General features: G+C 26.0%; 14 protein-coding genes. 1 reads left to right on the forward strand and 13 read right to left on the reverse strand.

Going from position 1 to position 16,119, the window contains the following annotated elements; translation table 11 throughout:
• The first annotated feature begins 2 nt into the window (after positions 1 to 2).
• On the forward strand, positions 3 to 494 hold the full coding sequence (locus MWH28_RS07190; protein WP_248618630.1) for a YusW family protein: 492 nt from the start codon (positions 3 to 5) through the stop codon (positions 492 to 494).
• Positions 495 to 793: 299 nt separating this feature from the next.
• Here MWH28_RS07190 and hepT read toward each other — a convergent pair whose 3' ends face one another.
• The 13 genes from hepT to MWH28_RS07255 form a co-directional block, all read right to left on the reverse strand.
• Complete coding sequence (gene hepT, locus MWH28_RS07195; RefSeq protein WP_248618631.1) at positions 794 to 1,207, reverse strand: type VII toxin-antitoxin system HepT family RNase toxin; 414 nt, start codon at positions 1,205 to 1,207, stop codon at positions 794 to 796.
• The gene (gene mntA, locus MWH28_RS07200; protein ID WP_248618632.1) at positions 1,200 to 1,613 is read right to left on the reverse strand and encodes a type VII toxin-antitoxin system MntA family adenylyltransferase antitoxin; all 414 of its coding nucleotides are present in this window, start codon (positions 1,611 to 1,613) and stop codon (positions 1,200 to 1,202) included. The genes hepT and mntA overlap by 8 nt, the downstream gene beginning before the upstream one ends.
• A gap of 462 nt (positions 1,614 to 2,075) precedes the next feature.
• Positions 2,076 to 2,930, reverse strand: coding sequence for a DUF3307 domain-containing protein (locus MWH28_RS07205; protein WP_248618633.1), 855 nt, complete (start codon positions 2,928 to 2,930; stop codon positions 2,076 to 2,078).
• 68 nt (positions 2,931 to 2,998) lie between these two features.
• Positions 2,999 to 3,649, reverse strand: a complete 651-nt coding sequence (locus MWH28_RS07210) for a SatD family protein (protein ID WP_248618634.1) — start codon at positions 3,647 to 3,649, stop codon at positions 2,999 to 3,001.
• Positions 3,650 to 3,672: 23 nt separating this feature from the next.
• On the reverse strand, positions 3,673 to 3,819 hold the full coding sequence (locus MWH28_RS07215) for a hypothetical protein (protein ID WP_248618635.1): 147 nt from the start codon (positions 3,817 to 3,819) through the stop codon (positions 3,673 to 3,675).
• The gene (locus tag MWH28_RS07220; RefSeq protein ID WP_248618636.1) at positions 3,816 to 3,992 is read right to left on the reverse strand and encodes a nucleotidyltransferase domain-containing protein; all 177 of its coding nucleotides are present in this window, start codon (positions 3,990 to 3,992) and stop codon (positions 3,816 to 3,818) included. Before MWH28_RS07220 ends, MWH28_RS07215 begins: the two co-directional genes overlap by 4 nt.
• Positions 3,993 to 4,392: 400 nt before the next feature.
• A complete protein-coding gene (locus MWH28_RS07225) occupies positions 4,393 to 4,899 on the reverse strand; it encodes a hypothetical protein (RefSeq protein WP_248618637.1) in 507 nt (168 codons plus the stop codon).
• A 933-nt stretch (positions 4,900 to 5,832) separates the two neighbouring features.
• Positions 5,833 to 9,696 carry a DNA phosphorothioation-dependent restriction protein DptH gene (gene dptH, locus MWH28_RS07230; RefSeq protein ID WP_248618638.1) on the reverse strand — a complete coding sequence of 1,288 codons (3,864 nt, stop codon included), beginning with the start codon at positions 9,694 to 9,696 and terminating at the stop codon, positions 5,833 to 5,835.
• Positions 9,677 to 11,104, reverse strand: coding sequence for a DNA phosphorothioation-dependent restriction protein DptG (gene dptG / locus MWH28_RS07235; RefSeq protein ID WP_248618639.1), 1,428 nt, complete (start codon positions 11,102 to 11,104; stop codon positions 9,677 to 9,679). Before dptG ends, dptH begins: the two co-directional genes overlap by 20 nt.
• A 4-nt stretch (positions 11,105 to 11,108) precedes the next feature.
• Positions 11,109 to 12,941 carry a DNA phosphorothioation-dependent restriction protein DptF gene (dptF, locus tag MWH28_RS07240; protein ID WP_248618640.1) on the reverse strand — a complete coding sequence of 611 codons (1,833 nt, stop codon included), beginning with the start codon at positions 12,939 to 12,941 and terminating at the stop codon, positions 11,109 to 11,111.
• 661 nt (positions 12,942 to 13,602) lie between these two features.
• Positions 13,603 to 14,004 carry a hypothetical protein gene (locus MWH28_RS07245; RefSeq protein ID WP_248618641.1) on the reverse strand — a complete coding sequence of 134 codons (402 nt, stop codon included), beginning with the start codon at positions 14,002 to 14,004 and terminating at the stop codon, positions 13,603 to 13,605.
• Positions 14,004 to 15,956, reverse strand: a complete 1,953-nt coding sequence (locus tag MWH28_RS07250; protein ID WP_248618642.1) for an AAA family ATPase — start codon at positions 15,954 to 15,956, stop codon at positions 14,004 to 14,006. The genes MWH28_RS07245 and MWH28_RS07250 overlap by 1 nt, the downstream gene beginning before the upstream one ends.
• Positions 15,946 to 16,116 (reverse strand): hypothetical protein, encoded by a 171-nt coding sequence (locus MWH28_RS07255; RefSeq protein ID WP_248618643.1) that lies wholly within the window; start codon positions 16,114 to 16,116, stop codon positions 15,946 to 15,948. Before MWH28_RS07255 ends, MWH28_RS07250 begins: the two co-directional genes overlap by 11 nt.
• Between the last annotated feature and the right edge of the window lie 3 nt (positions 16,117 to 16,119).

Below are 16,119 nucleotides of genomic sequence, written 5' to 3' on the forward strand. Positions count from 1 at the left end.
TTTTGAAAAGAAAAAACCCTATTGTTGCTTTAGTAATTTTTTTATTGGCTATTGGCTTTAGCTTTATGCTCTATGGTATTCAAGAAAGTGAAAATCTTCATTTTTCACTCTTAGGCTTCATAGGAGGCTCTTCTACACAAACACTAGAGGAAGTCGATAAATTCAAACTAGAAGTAGAGCTTAATAATAATGAAAAAATTGATATGTTATTCCATGAATCTCAAAAAGATTCCTCTGCAAAGGTAGTAAAGAAGGTAGGCAATCAAGTAGAACAGATTACTGATGAAGAAGCTTTAGAAGAGATAGATGGTATTATTGAAAGCTTACCACATCCTACTGATAGCAAGCCGTTGGCCCTTATTGAGGCTGTTTTAGAAGAATTAAAATTCGAACAAGAAAGCATTAAAGATTTTGAGCTTAAAATGCATTTAGCTAATGGAGACAAAATCAAGGTGGAACTTGAATTAGATATCAAAAAAGCAATTCAAAAATAAAAAATCTGCCCTCTCGGACAGTTACCTAATCTTGCTATGTAAACAAATAAAATTGGCACGGGAAGCAGGACTTGAACCCGCAACACCTGGATTTGGAGTCTGGCTAAGATAGTTTTTTTGAGATAATTTGACAAAAATAATGCCGATGAAGCCTATAAATTCGTTTTTTATTTACCAATAATTACATTGTATCAAACTATTGACGCCGAGTTTGGCGACACCATGGCGACAATTTGACGTCACACTACTTCTCTTCATCTACAAAAGACCTTCTAGGAATTAAACCTAGAAGGTCTCTTCTATTCTATATATTCTTTAAACCAATTAAATAGTATTTCTATATCCTTTAAATTTTTAGTTAAGATAGCAAAGATAATTTCATCATCAAAATTAGCATAATCATGAACAATTACATTTCTGAACTTGGCCATCTTGATATAATTATCAGCATTATCTTTAATTATATTATTTTCTACTAGAATTCTAATAATATCTGCATTAGTATTAGCTACTCCTAATCTTTCATCACTAATAATATGGCTTCCTATATCAAGACAAGATTCAATGGCCAACTGTAAAGTTCGTTCAATAAAACGCTTGACTAACTTATCGTTTTTATATTTAATAAACTTGATACCTTCATACTCTTTTAAATCATTAATATACTCCTCTAATTTTAATAACCTTCCCTTAACTAATTCTCTATCAACCATGAGTAAACTCCTTTCCTGCCTGCTCTTCATATTGATCATAAAAATATCTCATATCAAGGTATTGAGTAACTGCTTTACTTTCCTCTCTAACCCTTAACTTATTATTCTTTCCTATAATTAAATCTCCTTTAATAATCTGATGCTTTAATCTTAAATCAGCATTAGAAAAGATAACAACATCAACTTCAACTCCCAATGATTTTTCTAAATCTAAAGCAATCTCTAATTTCAAATCAAAGGCTTCTAATTTATCTAAGTTAGGATTAAGCATAAGTGCTATATCTACATCACTATTTTGATTGAAAGTACCTCGGGCCAAAGAGCCAAAAAGATAGACTGCTACTATATCTTGATTTTGGCTACAATACTTGCGAATGATTTCTACTACTCTATCCTTATCGAGCATCTTATCTCCTCCCCTCTAAAAACCCCTAAAGGCCTCTATATCCTCAGAAGTTAAAGACTCTAGCATTAACCTAAGCTTTTGGCTTGTAATATTCTCTTCAAGCCAATCCAGGATTATTTCTTCATAATTATCCTACATTTAACTTTGCTACTCTTTCTATACTTATTATGGCATTACTTACGTAATTATATGAACTTACTTTATTAATTAACCAAAAAATATTACTCTCCTTCATCATGGAGAAGCATATTATCTTAAATGCATAACTTACTTAAGGTAAATAGGACATTAGCGTGATGACCAGCCTTGCAATAAAAAACTATCACCATAAAAGATGATAGTCTGATTAAATCAAATATTCTCTTTTTAAGATACTGGTCATGACGCTTTTATTAGAAGATGTGATTCAGGAGTGCTTTTCTCCTGAACTACATCTTCCATTTTATGCTGGTGTTGGCCCGTTTATTGAATTAAATCATAAAATATAAATCTAGCATCATAACCTTCTAAACCAATAATTAAATTTAATAATAAGCCAATAACTATTCCAATCAATACACTAGCCAAAGTCCCGACTATATAATAATCAACAAAATCTTTATCCTTAAAATTATTAAATCTAGCTACTGATTTAGCAGCAAAAACCAGAGAAATAGCACTATAATCTCTTCCTAAAACTAAAGTTAAAATTAATAATCTTTCTAACTTTCCAATTAATTCTCCTGGATTATCAGTATTAGCATTTATAATATCATTATCTTTACTTATAAATTTATCTAAGGTCAATCTAACTAATATTGAACCAAACTTCCATACTAAAACATAACCAGAAATAACTAAAATAATGATATATAGATCTTTAACAGTTATCTGATCTAGAATAGGAAACAGTTCAATTAATTTATTATTAAGATATCTGCCAACAAAATTCAACCTGATATTTTCTAAGAAGGTGTAGGTTCCAATTAATATTATCAAGTGTAAAATTTGATCTATAATAAACAACCTGATATCAGTAATAATATTTTTAATCCAATTCAAGTTATTTTTTCCAGAATGTAATACTTTATCTTCTATACTTATCTTAATATAATCTATAACTAAATGTGAAACTGCTATTAAAAATTGAATTATAACTAACCTCTGTGAAGCGTAAAAACTTGTAAATAAAAATAAAGTAATAAAAACCATAAACGAATGTAAAAGTAAACTCTTTGGCTCTTTCTTCTTCCTTTTGGCCAGTCTATCATCTTGAATTATAAAATCTGCTATAATATGAGCCAATATAAAAATAGAAACTATTAATTTTGCTCCCATTAAATCACTCCAATCATACTTTTCATATAGATTGTGTAGTCTATATTTTAAAATATAGATTGTGTAGTCTATATTTTAATTCTGTTGAAATTAGCCAGATAATTATTAATACTATTTTCTGCTTTTTGAATCTGATGATATAGTGATTGAGCTAATATTTTACTGACTGTTGCTTGTGTAATATCTAACTTCTTTGCAACTTCTTTTTGATTATTAAGTTTTTTATATAAAGAAACTACCTTCTGCTGACGATTTGTCCTAAATTCTTTATTGGACTGAATGAAATAAATTAACGAATTAATTAGATCATCTACTGCTTCCTCAAATGAATAACAGATACTTGGTTTCTTCTTTTTGGCTTGTTTAATCATCTTTCTAGCTCGATGATAAGCTGGCCCATCTAATTCCCAAGTTGTTGGCTCATCTGGAATTTCAGTTGAGATACTTCCTACTCCTACTCCAAAGGTCAACTCTAAAGGTGCTATCTCCTTTTGCAGGTCTTTAATTAATTGATAACTTCTAGTAGGATTAGCAAGTAATCCTTGTACTTCGTCACCTGCATAGATTGAAAATTTTGCTACTAACTCTCTTTTATATTTTAGATTTATCTTGTCAATAGCTTTTTCAAGTTTATCTTTTGCATCATTACGCCGATCTATCTTTTTTGAATTTACTATATCAGCAATTATAGCACAATAATCTTTCTTTTGCTCCTTCATAATTCCACCTCACTTGTTCTCTTCTACTTTAAAATTTTATTATTCTTTCCTATAATTAAATTTCCTTTAATAATCTGATGCTTTAATCTTAAATCAGCATTAGAAAAGATAACAACATCAACTTCAACTCCCAATGATTTTTCTAAATCTACAGCAATCTCTAATTTCAAATCAAAGCTTTTACTTTATCTAAGTTAGGATTAAGCATAAGTGCTATATCTACATCACTATTTTGATTGAAAGTACCTCGGGCCAAAGAACCAAAAAGATAGACTGCTACTATATCTTGATTTTGGCTACAATACTTGCGAATGATTTCTACTACTCTATCCTTATCGATCATCTTATCTCCTCCTACCCTCTAAAAACCCTGCAAAGATCTCTATTAATTTTGCTACTCTTTCTATACTTATTATGGCATTACTTACGTAATTATATGAACTTATTTTATTAATTAACCAAAAAATATTACTCTCCTTCATCATGGAGAAGCATATTATCTTAAATGCATAACTTACTTAAGGTAAATAGGACATTAGCGTGATGACCAGCCTTGCAATAAAAAACTATCACCATAAAAGATGATAGTCTGATTAAATCAAATATTCTCTTTTTAAGATACTTGTCATGACGCTTTTATTAGAAGATGTGATTCAGGAGTGCTTTTCTCCTGAACTACATCTTCCATTTTATGCTGGTGTTGGCCCGTTTATTTAAACTATTAATAGTCAACCTAAGATGAATTAACATAAATCCCTAAAATTATCTATCATTATAAACTGCTTGAAAAATATTTCATCTAGCTCCTTATCCATTTCATAAAACTTTGGGATTAATAGCTTTGCTACTGTATTATTTTTACCAATACCAGTATCATTATTTTGAAAAAAATCATCTTCATTTTTAAACTTTCTTAAATATCTTTTCCACTCATTAATTTTTTCTTTTTTATCTTGAAGAGTACTAGATTTTTCTAAAATAGGAATCAAAGATGATACTATTTTGTTTATTTCTCCTTCTAATTCTTCAGTATATGCTATTGCAGTAGAAAATTCTATCATAGATGCATTAGAAGAACCTTCTTTTAATTTTTTTAGTTGCATCTCAATTCTAGCTAATTTTATATATGTTTTTGCTCTATGCTTATGAACAGATAAACCAGCTAATTTTTCCTCAAGTTCATTTTTTGTTTTTTCCAACTCTTTAACTTCTGTTATATCCTCGATTTTCTTCAACTCTTCTTTAGACATAAATACCTCCTCATATAATATATAAAACGTTTTAACGCTCTTTAGTTTAAATCTAGAATCAAGCTGAAATATAAATTTAATAAATTTTAAAATATTTTAATTATAACCTTAAGATGAGGTTCAGTCCTATAAGCCACATTTTCCATTCAAGCTTCATAATTTTCTTTTTGACCTCTATAACTTAGATATTACGCTCCCCTAAAGCTGTTAGAAAAACACCAACTTAACATTTTTAAGGTGGAGTAACAAAACAAAAAGTTAGGCAAATCTCAATATGTTGAGATTTTCTATAATAGAGATCATTCAACCCTAGATTATAAAAGTCCAGAAGAGTACGAAAACGGGAGAAAAACGTCTAAACTATGTGTCTAATCTAATGAGGGAACCTCAAACCTCATCCCTATCTTTTAATAATGGATTACTTATAATTCTCTCCACTTCTCTTTCTCTGTCTTCATTACACTCAATAAATCACTAAAACAATACTCAACCCGAGTTAAGTTCATCTTATCTAGACAGATTATATATATAAGCAGAAATATAAAAATTTATTTTGCTTTTTTATGTGATTTTTTATGATTATTATACTTCATTATGCATTTTTGTATCAACAAATAAGATGATATATCAGATTTATTCCTTTTTTTACTTCTGTTAACCCATTTATAGCATATTTATCTTTCCTTTTATAAAAAATTTCTATAGATATCATACTTACAATATGTTTCTTTAATTATCCACATTACTCTTTCATATTCTATTAATATTTTGTTCTGCTAAAAATTTACTTATAAACATAAAAAGTTCGCCTTTCTAGTAAAAAGAATTTTATTATAATTATTTATAAGTACATTATTTCTGAAAAACACTTGATTTTTCAGAAATAATGCACTATCCAGTAAAAACTTATTTACTTTTACAAGCTAAATCAATTTAATATAAATTATTAAGTAGCTTACTAACATCAAAGCCCATATTCCCATCTCTAATAAGTTTTTCTATCTTATTAACAGATGTATTAATATTTTCATAGCCATCGTTTTCTGTGAATTGTAAAATCAGTACATTATTGTTTTGGTTAGATTCATAAACTTTTCTATCATATTCATTTTTTTTAAAAGAAATAACTGCTCCATCATTTATATAATTATTTAATTCATTATTAATTTCATATTTATCATTTAGTAATTTTTCTCTTAGATGATCATCAATTATTTTATCCCATTTTTGTTCTTCATACATTTTATATAATTTCATTTTTTTTGCACTAGCTAAAGCAAATTGCATTATAAAGTTTCTATAAAACTTATTATTGAAGTTATCACCAATTAAATATTCATCTAGTAGTTTTTTAGTTTTAATAACTTGATTAACAGCTTTTTTAATGACATTGCTTCTACAATTACCTATCTTAACCTCTATAGGATAATAATGAATTTTTATTGGCTCTGCTTTCCACTCAATCCCAACTAATAATAAATCATCACTATAAACACCACTTTTACGAGCATTGAATAATCCTTCACTTAACTTTAAACCAGTTCCTGCTGAGATTCTTAAGATTTCTTCTAATGCAATAGGAATCCATAAAATTTCTTCATGATTAAAATAAGCTAATGCTACCTTTATAGCAGATATTATACTTATTTTTTCCCTAGAAAATTGATTTTGATTAGAAATTAACCTCAATAACCAATTTCCATTAATTGCATTAAAATTATTAATAATTTTAGAGCAAGTATTTTCAAAAGTCTCAAGCTTCTCTGTTAAAAATTCATTTATAACCTCTTGATACTGGTTAGATCTTTTAGTAACCGTTATTGCATCATAGCCACTTGAAGACGTATACTGGTCACTATAATGAATAATTAGTACATTATCATCATCTGATTCATCTTGAAAAAAACTCAAATCTACTTTGGGTTCTATAAAAGTAACCCAACGAGAATTTTTATAAATTTTATCCAAGTCTTGTTTTTTTTCATTAGAAATAGTAGTAACAATACATTGTTCTTTCTCATATGGATCCATATTATTAGCAGTTCTCGCTAATGAATTTAAATTAATTGCAGTCTTTAATAAAATGTTTTTATTATCTTCCTTAATGCACTTTGTCCCAAACCCTGTAAGATAAGAATTCTCATGATATACAGAAGATACTCCAGAAAATAATCCGTTTAATGAGATGCCAGTGCTTATATTATTCATGTTTCTATAAGTTGGTTCAAAATCTTCCTTCATTTCATAAAATGTAATATGACAATATTCATAATTGTCTTCAAACTCATTCTTAAAATAAACATGTACATTCGCTCTAAAAATATCTAGTATATATGATTCATCATAATCATCAAAATTAGATTGATTTTTAAATCGTTCTTTAACCTTTTCAATCTCATTATATAATGAAAACTCATTTGTTTTGTTATTATCATATATGTATATATCTACTGGTATTAATTTATCTATTTTATTATCTTTAAATTGTTGCTTATAATACTTCCAAATTGCTTCTAAAACTTCACTACAATTTCCCATATTGATTAAACCTATTTTTATTGATGCTTTTTTTAAGGTGAATAAATAAGAAAAATGATTAGTGAATTCTGTAAGTTTTTCATTAACTAACTTAACAATAAATTCTCTAGAATTATTGTTGTTGTTTTTTCTTGCATTAGTATAATAAGTCCATTCTGGAGAATCGCACTGCCCAATAGGCTTACATATTTCACCTTTTTCTTTTTCAATATAAGGTAGCAAACTAATTGGACTTAATCTCTCTAAAATTTTATTACTAATTTTTTCTTTTCCTATTTCCTCATTTAAGACAACTTGATAAGCTACATTTAAAGGATGTAATGGAGTAAAAATAATTTCTTTTTCACTTACTCCTCTTTCAATAGTCCCTATTTTCATTAAATTTCTTTTACAAGTTTCTAACGCATCTCCTGTTTTAATTTCATTAATAGCTTGAAGATAACTATTAATATATTTTTTAGATAATTCAATCAGTTGCTCATTATAATGAGCTAGACTTGGCAACAATTTATTTTTTTTGTAATATTCAATTAAATTCTTATAAGATTCTTCTACTATATTATCTATTTGTAGTGACTGTTCTTTTAAATCATCTTCTTTATAAGATTGACTATAAAATAAAGCTCCTGATTTAATAATCTCATACTCTAAATTTAGATTATCCCTAAAAGGGGTTTTAGTAAAATATTCTTGATTCCCCTGGATTAATTTTTCTGTTTCTGAATTATATTCAAAGTTTTTCTGTTTTTCCCTTTTAAATTTCCAAACATTTAATCCTGAAACGAATTTAGGTTTTTCTATTTCTTGGATAATAGTTAAAGGCATAGAAGTATCTAAATAATTTAAATCAATATTTATTTTCTCAACTTCATTTAATTTTGATAAATCATTTTTTATTATAGTTTTATAATTTGGATTGTTGATTTTAGCTTCAAAATCTTTTTGATCTATTATTATTTCTTTAGAACTATCTTCATTTGAATTGATAACTATTCCTTCATTACTTTTTATTTTAATCTTATTATTATTCTGCCTAGCAGTTAAAGAATAATTAGTTTTTATATCTTGTAGAACAGTTTCATTACATTCTACTACAGCTATTCTCAACTGATGTCTTTTAGAACCTTTATGCTTTATTTTTATTATAGCAAATGTAGTCTGATTTACTTTATGGTCAATTTTTACGTTTAATTTATTCTTATCATTATTCCGCCTACAACTACTTATATTATCTTCTGGCTTATACTCTGGTTTCTCTTTAATTAATCGATCAAATTTGAATTCCAAATTAATCTCTTTATTTTTTTTCGGGTTAAATACAATAATGTGAGAATCCTTTTTTTTAATTCTTTCCCAACATTTAAGTCCCTTTTTAGTTGTTAATTCTTCTTTTTTTAAATATTTTATAGGACTAGCTTTCTTTTTATTATCTCTAGATTCCTTCACTTCACTATAAGAGACTTTTCCCCATTCTCCTTTAGATAATAAATCCACTCCATCATCATCAAAAGTTTTTTCTAACTCATCCTCAATTGCAACATCCTTATACTCATAAATTTGGCTTACTTTTCTAAATAGTTTATTGTTATCTTCTAAACGCTTTTTCATAGCCTTTTCATTATAAGTATCTAACGTTTCATCAGGAAAAATTTCGAAATCAGAATATTTCTCTTTTGAGATTCCCCCCTTATAAATAACTTCTATTATATCCTGATAAGAAAATAAAGAGCTATAATCTTCTAATAAATTATCTCTCCTTTTTAACAATGTGAACTCTATTATTTTTTGATCTGCCTTTGATAACTCTTTTTCTTTCATTTGTTCTTTTATTTCTTTCTTAACAACTTCAAGGTGGAAGGGCATACCTTCTTTATAAAAGCTCTCTGCATCTTTAATACTATCTAGATCTGTGTGATCTATAAATAAAATAATCTTGTCTCGTAATTTAGAATGAGTTTTTTTACCAACGCGATTTCTTAAATAAGTTAAAAAATGACTATGAACATTATTAGTAGTTGCTGCTATAATTATTTCTTGATCATCTACCCTTATAAGATAAGAACTATAACTATCATTTTCTTCTTCTAACGGTAGATTAAAAGAATATGCACAATCTCTTTCCTTTAAAGCATTATATAATTTTTTTACTTGTTCCTTTTGATTAAACTGAATGTAAAAACGATCTCCAGGTTTCAAATCCTTACCAACAAAATAATTTTCTATCTGCTCTGATAAAAATTTATAAAATTTCTTTGACATATTGGGCATCACCACTATCACTTTTTTTCTCTAAAATATTAAGTCTTTCATACAAATTTATAATTCTCTTTTTAGATTCTTTATCAAAAAACAAACCCCTATTCTCAAATTCTTTAAAAAGATTATTTTGACGAATTTTATTTTTATTTCCTATGCAAACATTAGTAAAAAATATCAAATACTCTTGATTTAACTTCAATCTATTCCCAAGACTTCCCCATGGCTGTAAAAATTCTTCTTTACAAAAATCTTTAAAACGCTTTTTATATCTTCGATAGGCTTCATTGGTTGATGAACTATTTTTAAACTGAAAATTAATTACTTCAAACAACTCTTTTATTTTATCTTCAATAGAATCATTTATATCATCTCCCTTATTGGGAAATTTACCCCAAGAAATTTTATTATGATAGTCTTTATATAACTTAATTAATTTATTTAATTCTTCAATAAATTGATCTTTTTTTTCATCACTCATGCAATTAATTACTTCCTTCTTTAACTCAGCATATAAATAAACTCCCTTATCATCATTACGACTATTTAAAAATTCCAAGCAATTAACATGTGAAAACAATTCTTCAATAACACCGTCTAGAATTCTCCATCCTTTTTCATAACTTTTTCTTGTTTTAGAACTTCTTTCCCAATCTAAATTAAAGTATATTGGATATGGTAACTCATTACCAGCTTTAGCAGTAAACATTTTACTTAGATGGATAGATAATTGGGAAATATAATAGAAATAATAATATTTTAATAATTTTTCAAAATAATCTTTATTAAACTTATCATCACTTAAAATAAATTCTAGGTCTTTATTAAATAAATCTATAATAAATGAAAGACACTTTTTATATTTATTGTTTTTCTGTTTATCATCCGTCTCCAAACAAGGCATTGAATCAATCATTAACTTAACTAATATATTATCATTAGATTCTTTATTACACATATCATATATATTTTTTCTATTCTTATCATTTAATAACACATTATACAAAAAATTAGCAATTCTTTTTGGTTCTTTATTTTTTTCAATATAAATATAATTAAACGCTTTTGGATGAAAAATTTCTAAACTATGATCATCAAAAAACAATTTATTTATAAGGTCTCTTAACTGTTCCTTTAATTGTTCTCTGTTATTAGTTACTTCAACTTTTTTAATTACTGAGTTTATAATTTCATTTGGTTTATGTTCTTGATCTAGTACTTTACCAAATATTAATCGAAAAAACTCTGCTAAAATAAATTTAAAATCAAGACTACTTTTAGGAAAATGACTTGTTACATAGGGAAATATATTGGCTTGTTTTCCACTATCATGCTTAAAATTAATCCATTCTCCATCTTCTTTTATGATATTAAAAGTATTCTTTATTCTTTCTATATCTAATACATTCATACAATTACTTCACCTCCTTGAATTCATAATCTTCAAATTCCTTATTATAAACAAGTTTATATTTTTTTTCACTTCGTAAATGTTCAATATGCATTTCATCATTTATATTTTTGCTTTCCAATAATTCTTCTATAAATCGAACAAAATTAACAAAGTTGTTTCTGTCTTTTTTATTTGGTCGATATCCTTTATTAATTTTTTCTATTAATTTATATAATGAAAAATCTATAGATACTGTACTATTACTTCCAGGATCAGCTGTATAAGATAAATAAAAAACAGAGAGAAATTTATGTAATTCCTTCAAATCTTCTAGAGGAACTTCTTTATCAAATGATTTATCAAGTTTAGGACGAATTTCTACTTCTTTACTTATTATATAATCAGATTGAATTTTCCCTGGTGAAATATTAATTAATTTATTTAAATTTCTTCCATTCCATGCATAAATAGTATCTTCTACTTTATTATAAAGTGATTTCAAATTCTTTTTTACTTCTTTATCATCATTATAATAGTACTTATTCCAATAATATAAATCTTTCATATAATTACTGTATATATCATCTTTTAAATTTAATAGGCCCGATTTAGGTATAAATTTATAAAAACGAATAAATGACTTCAAAAAAGTTTGCTTCAACTTTATTTCATTCTTTGCTACACAATCCTCTTCTAGTATATTCTCATTAATAAACAATCTTTTTAAATAATCATATTTTTCAAAATTGATATGCTCTTTAAACATTTCAGAAATACTTTTGATATTATTAAAACGTATGATTTTTTCATCTAATTCTTCTGTTCTTATTGTAATTGGATCTAATTTTGACATATTATTAAAAATAAAAGATAAATCTTCATGTTCATATAAAGACATTGGAATTAAGGTGGAAATATACTTTATAAATCGTTTAAAATTAATATCTTTTTTTAAATCTTTATGTAAAGTTGATATATTATAACTACATACAATAATATCATATATAAAATTTAATAAATCCCTTGTCGAAATAATTACTTTAAATTTAATCATTATTTGTATTAATAAATCAATTATCTTTTTTCGAATACTTTCATCTTGTAGAAATTCATAATTAAATTTTACTGGACATTTATCTTTATATTTACAACTCTGACATCTCTCTTTATATTTTTTATAGAAAATATTAGTAGATTTTTTTTGTACAACTTTATTAAATAAATCTTCCATATATTTAGATCTTGGTCCTTCTTTTGTTAAATTATATAAATGATAATCACTAAAATTTATAAATTGAAACTGACTACCTTTATCAAAGATTTCATTTTCTTTTTTAGGAGTTTTACTTAACTCTAAGATTTTTTTATCTTTTACATAAGCTTTTAATATTTTAAAGTCTTTTTCATATTCTGATTCGATAAAATTATTTAATGTTCCTAAATTAATTAAAAGAATAGTTTTTTGTTGAGAATTTATATTTAAATTCTTATCAGAAAAATCTTTTAAAACTTTTTCCTTTAGAGTATCCTTATCAGTCTTTTTTGGTGAAAAACTTTCAGTAGCATCATTATGTATATAAAAATTATCTTCATTTAAAATATCACTATGATGTTTCTTTAAATAAGAAATTATATGAGATTTTCCATCCCCTACATTCCCACAAACTAAAATCAGTTGAGATTTATCTAATTCATAAGACTTTTTTATTAATTCCATCAAGTCACCTTCAACTTTTCTTTTCACATGCATATATTCCTTGAAGTCACTAAGTGGTTCTAAATCTTCTATTGCTTCATTAGCAGACACTTTTATTTTCTTTAACTCTTCTATTAAACAACTATTAATTTCACTCAACATAAACACCTTCCTAACAAATATTAATTAGTGCTAGCCTCTAAACTAAATTTCATTTATTAACTGCTTGAAGGTTTTTGCAATACTCCGCTAGTAATTCAAATACAATATCAACTATCCGATTTTAAATATCATTAATTTTTCGATAAATTTTATCTAACTATTTTATTTATTGTCAACCTTATAATTACATATTCTATAATTAGTTCCAATTCCCTTGCTAATAATCTGATTTTTTTATATTAAAATTTACATTTCCAATTTGAGAAAATATAAATTAATATTATATAACTCGTTCTATGTATTTATTTGTTAATATTAACCAAAAAACAAAATTAAAAAAGATACAAAACTATCTTTAAATATGCTTCATGGGCTTAGAAACATTATAAATGATAATAATTTAACATTATAATTTAGTTACATAAATAAAGTTAATATATAGAATACAAAAAATCATATAACTTATAAAAACAGACATCTGTACCTATCCCTAATAGACATATAATCAGGGACGACCTACCAGTTCTAGCGAACTCATCATAAAAACCTCGGATCGCTCATACAAAAAATTAAAAATCATTACTGTTTTCCATATAAGTTATTTTTAAAGTTTTTCTTACCTAATCACTTTTTGATAATATAGGATTATCAATTTATATCATGAATAATTAACTAAAATTTCCTCAACAACATTAACAATTCCTTCACCTTGCTTATTAACCAACTCATATAACTCATCTATCCCTGCATTAGCAAACTCCTCTATCAACCCTAAAACATCTGTACTTTCTAAAGCCTCTACATCTTGATAATAATCCAAGAAAATTGAATATAATAGCGTTAAATCATGTTCATTAAACACCCCCTTATCAAATATATCTCTTCCATTCTTAACCTCTCTTTTTTCTCCTGAATTATAACCCATTATAGCTGCAACCATAAATATATCTTTCATACTAGAAAAAACAGAATCCCCATGAACATCAGACCCTTTTAATTCCCTAAATTTATTATGCTTTCCATCATCTATATATACTTTTCTTCTTATATATTCATCCATTATAAATCCCTCACTATTTTAGTATTTCCAGTTTGATCATTATATCTTAAGGTGTATTCTTGATCAATTTTATTTTGTAACATTGCTCTATTATTTTCATCTAATTCTTCATCTGTTACAAATAAAACTAACTGTGATGTCAACTCTGGAATAGTATCTACAATATTCTTTCTATGCTCACTATCTAATCTACCAAAAGGAGTATCCATAACTAATGGAGCTTCCCCCTCAGATACCTTAGAAAGTCCCAAAATAAAAGCTAAACTTAAAACTTGTCTTTCTCCAGCAGAAATCTCACTTCTAGAATCTTCATCACCAAATCTATCAACTAATTTCAACTGATAATCTTCATCTAATATAACTTTTGAAAAACTTTGTTTTTTTCGAATTAGTTTCTGAAAAATATCACTTGATTTCTCTTCTATTTTTAGTCTCATCTCTTCCGCAAACTTATTATATATATCCTCCAAAGCTTTAGAACTCTTTTCAGAAATTAACTTCTTTTGTTTTAAATCTTCCATTTCTTTTTCTAAAGATTTTTCTTTTTCTATCTCATCTTGAATTTCCTCGATATCATCTGATAACTCATTTATTTTATCTTCTAATATATTAATCTGTTCTTTAAGTTTACCCTTATCCTCTAATAAAGAGTTTCTTCCTTCCTCTAATTTTGATACATTTTCTCTTTCATTTTCAGTAAGTTGACTGCTAATCTCATTTTCCTGAGCTTTAAAATAATCTATTTTTTCTTGTAAATTTCTAATTTTGTTATGCTTTTCTCTAATATCTTTTAATAAATCATTCTTCTTCTGTATTACTGCTTTAAGGCTAGCTTTTAAGTCTATTAAGAAACTTTCATTACTTTCTTTTTCACCACCTTTAGAAATCAAATCTACTAATTCCCTATATTCATTTGTACCTCTCTCAATATCTCTACCACAAATACAAATTTCTTCTTTGATGATTTTTTGACATAACTTTTTTAATGTCCCAGAAGGTATCTTATTATCTTTTACTATATTATCCAGAAATTTTTCCATATTATTTAATATTTTAGATCCAAAGATTATACTTGACTTAGAAAGATTATCTTTTAACTTGTTTTTATATTCTTTTAAATCATTCTTTAATCTCTTTATTTCACTTCGGATTTTATTTCTTCGATCTATTAAATCTTTAATTTCTTTAATTTCACTTTGCTTTTTCTCAATCTCATTAATCTGTCTCTGACATTCTTTTAACTCATCTTTCTTATCATTCAATTCATTTAATTTATTTTCTTTTTCCCTCTTATATTTTTCTTCTTTATTTAATAGTACCTTTAAATTTCCACTACTATAATTTTTAAGTTCTCTAGAATATTCATAAGCTATATCTTTAAAATGTTTCTTTCCTCTTTCAATAACTTCTAATTTAAGTACATTTCTAACAGCATTCCAGACTTCATCTTTATGCTCAGGTCTTGCAAATTCATCAATCTTTTCTCCATCAAACAGAAAATAATTTCTAACATTAGATGGTAAAATTAAATTCAATTTAATTAAGGGATCTGGTACTTTCTCTTGGCTATCAGATCCACGATTAATCTCAAACATCTCTACTTCACTTGAACCTTGTGAAATATAACTATCCTCAGCTTCTTTTTTAACACTAATTCTTCTTATCATTAAATAACTGCTTGTCCTATGTCTAAAATTAATTGAAACTTTAACTTCTACATTTGAATTAATATCAGCTTCTTTTAAAGCATTCTTATTTACAATTTGTCCTTCAATATCTATAACATTTTCTCCATATAAACACCAATTAATAGCCTTAAAAAAATTAGTTTTCCCCGCTCCATTTTTACCATTTATTATAGTTACATTTTTTTCTCCCAATCCAGAAAATTTTACTTCTTGTTCCCCATAATACTGCTTAAAATTCAATAACTTCATAGAATTAATTATCATCGGCTACCACCTCATCAATAATTTCTTTTAAATCTTGTTTAATACCTACTGGATTGATAAGACTAATCTTTTCTTCTTCCTTCTCTAATGCTTTTAAAACTGTTTTCTTTATTTTATCTTCATAAGCATTTAATAGTTCTTCAATTCTTTTATTACTCATATA

The sequence above is a fragment of the Natroniella sulfidigena genome (assembly GCF_023223645.1).
Classification (GTDB): domain Bacteria; phylum Bacillota; class Halanaerobiia; order Halobacteroidales; family Halobacteroidaceae; genus Natroniella; species Natroniella sulfidigena.

Excerpts from the sequence above, each read along its gene's own strand:
- hepT (WP_248618631.1), bottom strand. The coding sequence starts at position 1,207 with ATGGTTGATAGAGAATTAGTTAAGGGAAGGTTATTAAAATTAGAGGAG.
- mntA (WP_248618632.1), bottom strand. The coding sequence starts at position 1,613 with ATGCTCGATAAGGATAGAGTAGTAGAAATCATTCGCAAGTATTGTAGC.
- MWH28_RS07205 (WP_248618633.1), bottom strand. The coding sequence starts at position 2,930 with ATGGGAGCAAAATTAATAGTTTCTATTTTTATATTGGCTCATATTATA.
- MWH28_RS07210 (WP_248618634.1), bottom strand. The coding sequence starts at position 3,649 with ATGAAGGAGCAAAAGAAAGATTATTGTGCTATAATTGCTGATATAGTA.
- MWH28_RS07220 (WP_248618636.1), bottom strand. The coding sequence starts at position 3,992 with ATGATCGATAAGGATAGAGTAGTAGAAATCATTCGCAAGTATTGTAGC.
- MWH28_RS07225 (WP_248618637.1), bottom strand. The coding sequence starts at position 4,899 with ATGTCTAAAGAAGAGTTGAAGAAAATCGAGGATATAACAGAAGTTAAA.
- dptH (WP_248618638.1), bottom strand. The coding sequence starts at position 9,696 with ATGTCAAAGAAATTTTATAAATTTTTATCAGAGCAGATAGAAAATTAT.
- dptG (WP_248618639.1), bottom strand. The coding sequence starts at position 11,104 with ATGAATGTATTAGATATAGAAAGAATAAAGAATACTTTTAATATCATA.
- MWH28_RS07245 (WP_248618641.1), bottom strand. The coding sequence starts at position 14,004 with ATGGATGAATATATAAGAAGAAAAGTATATATAGATGATGGAAAGCAT.
- MWH28_RS07250 (WP_248618642.1), bottom strand. The coding sequence starts at position 15,956 with ATGATAATTAATTCTATGAAGTTATTGAATTTTAAGCAGTATTATGGG.
- MWH28_RS07255 (WP_248618643.1), bottom strand. The coding sequence starts at position 16,116 with ATGAGTAATAAAAGAATTGAAGAACTATTAAATGCTTATGAAGATAAA.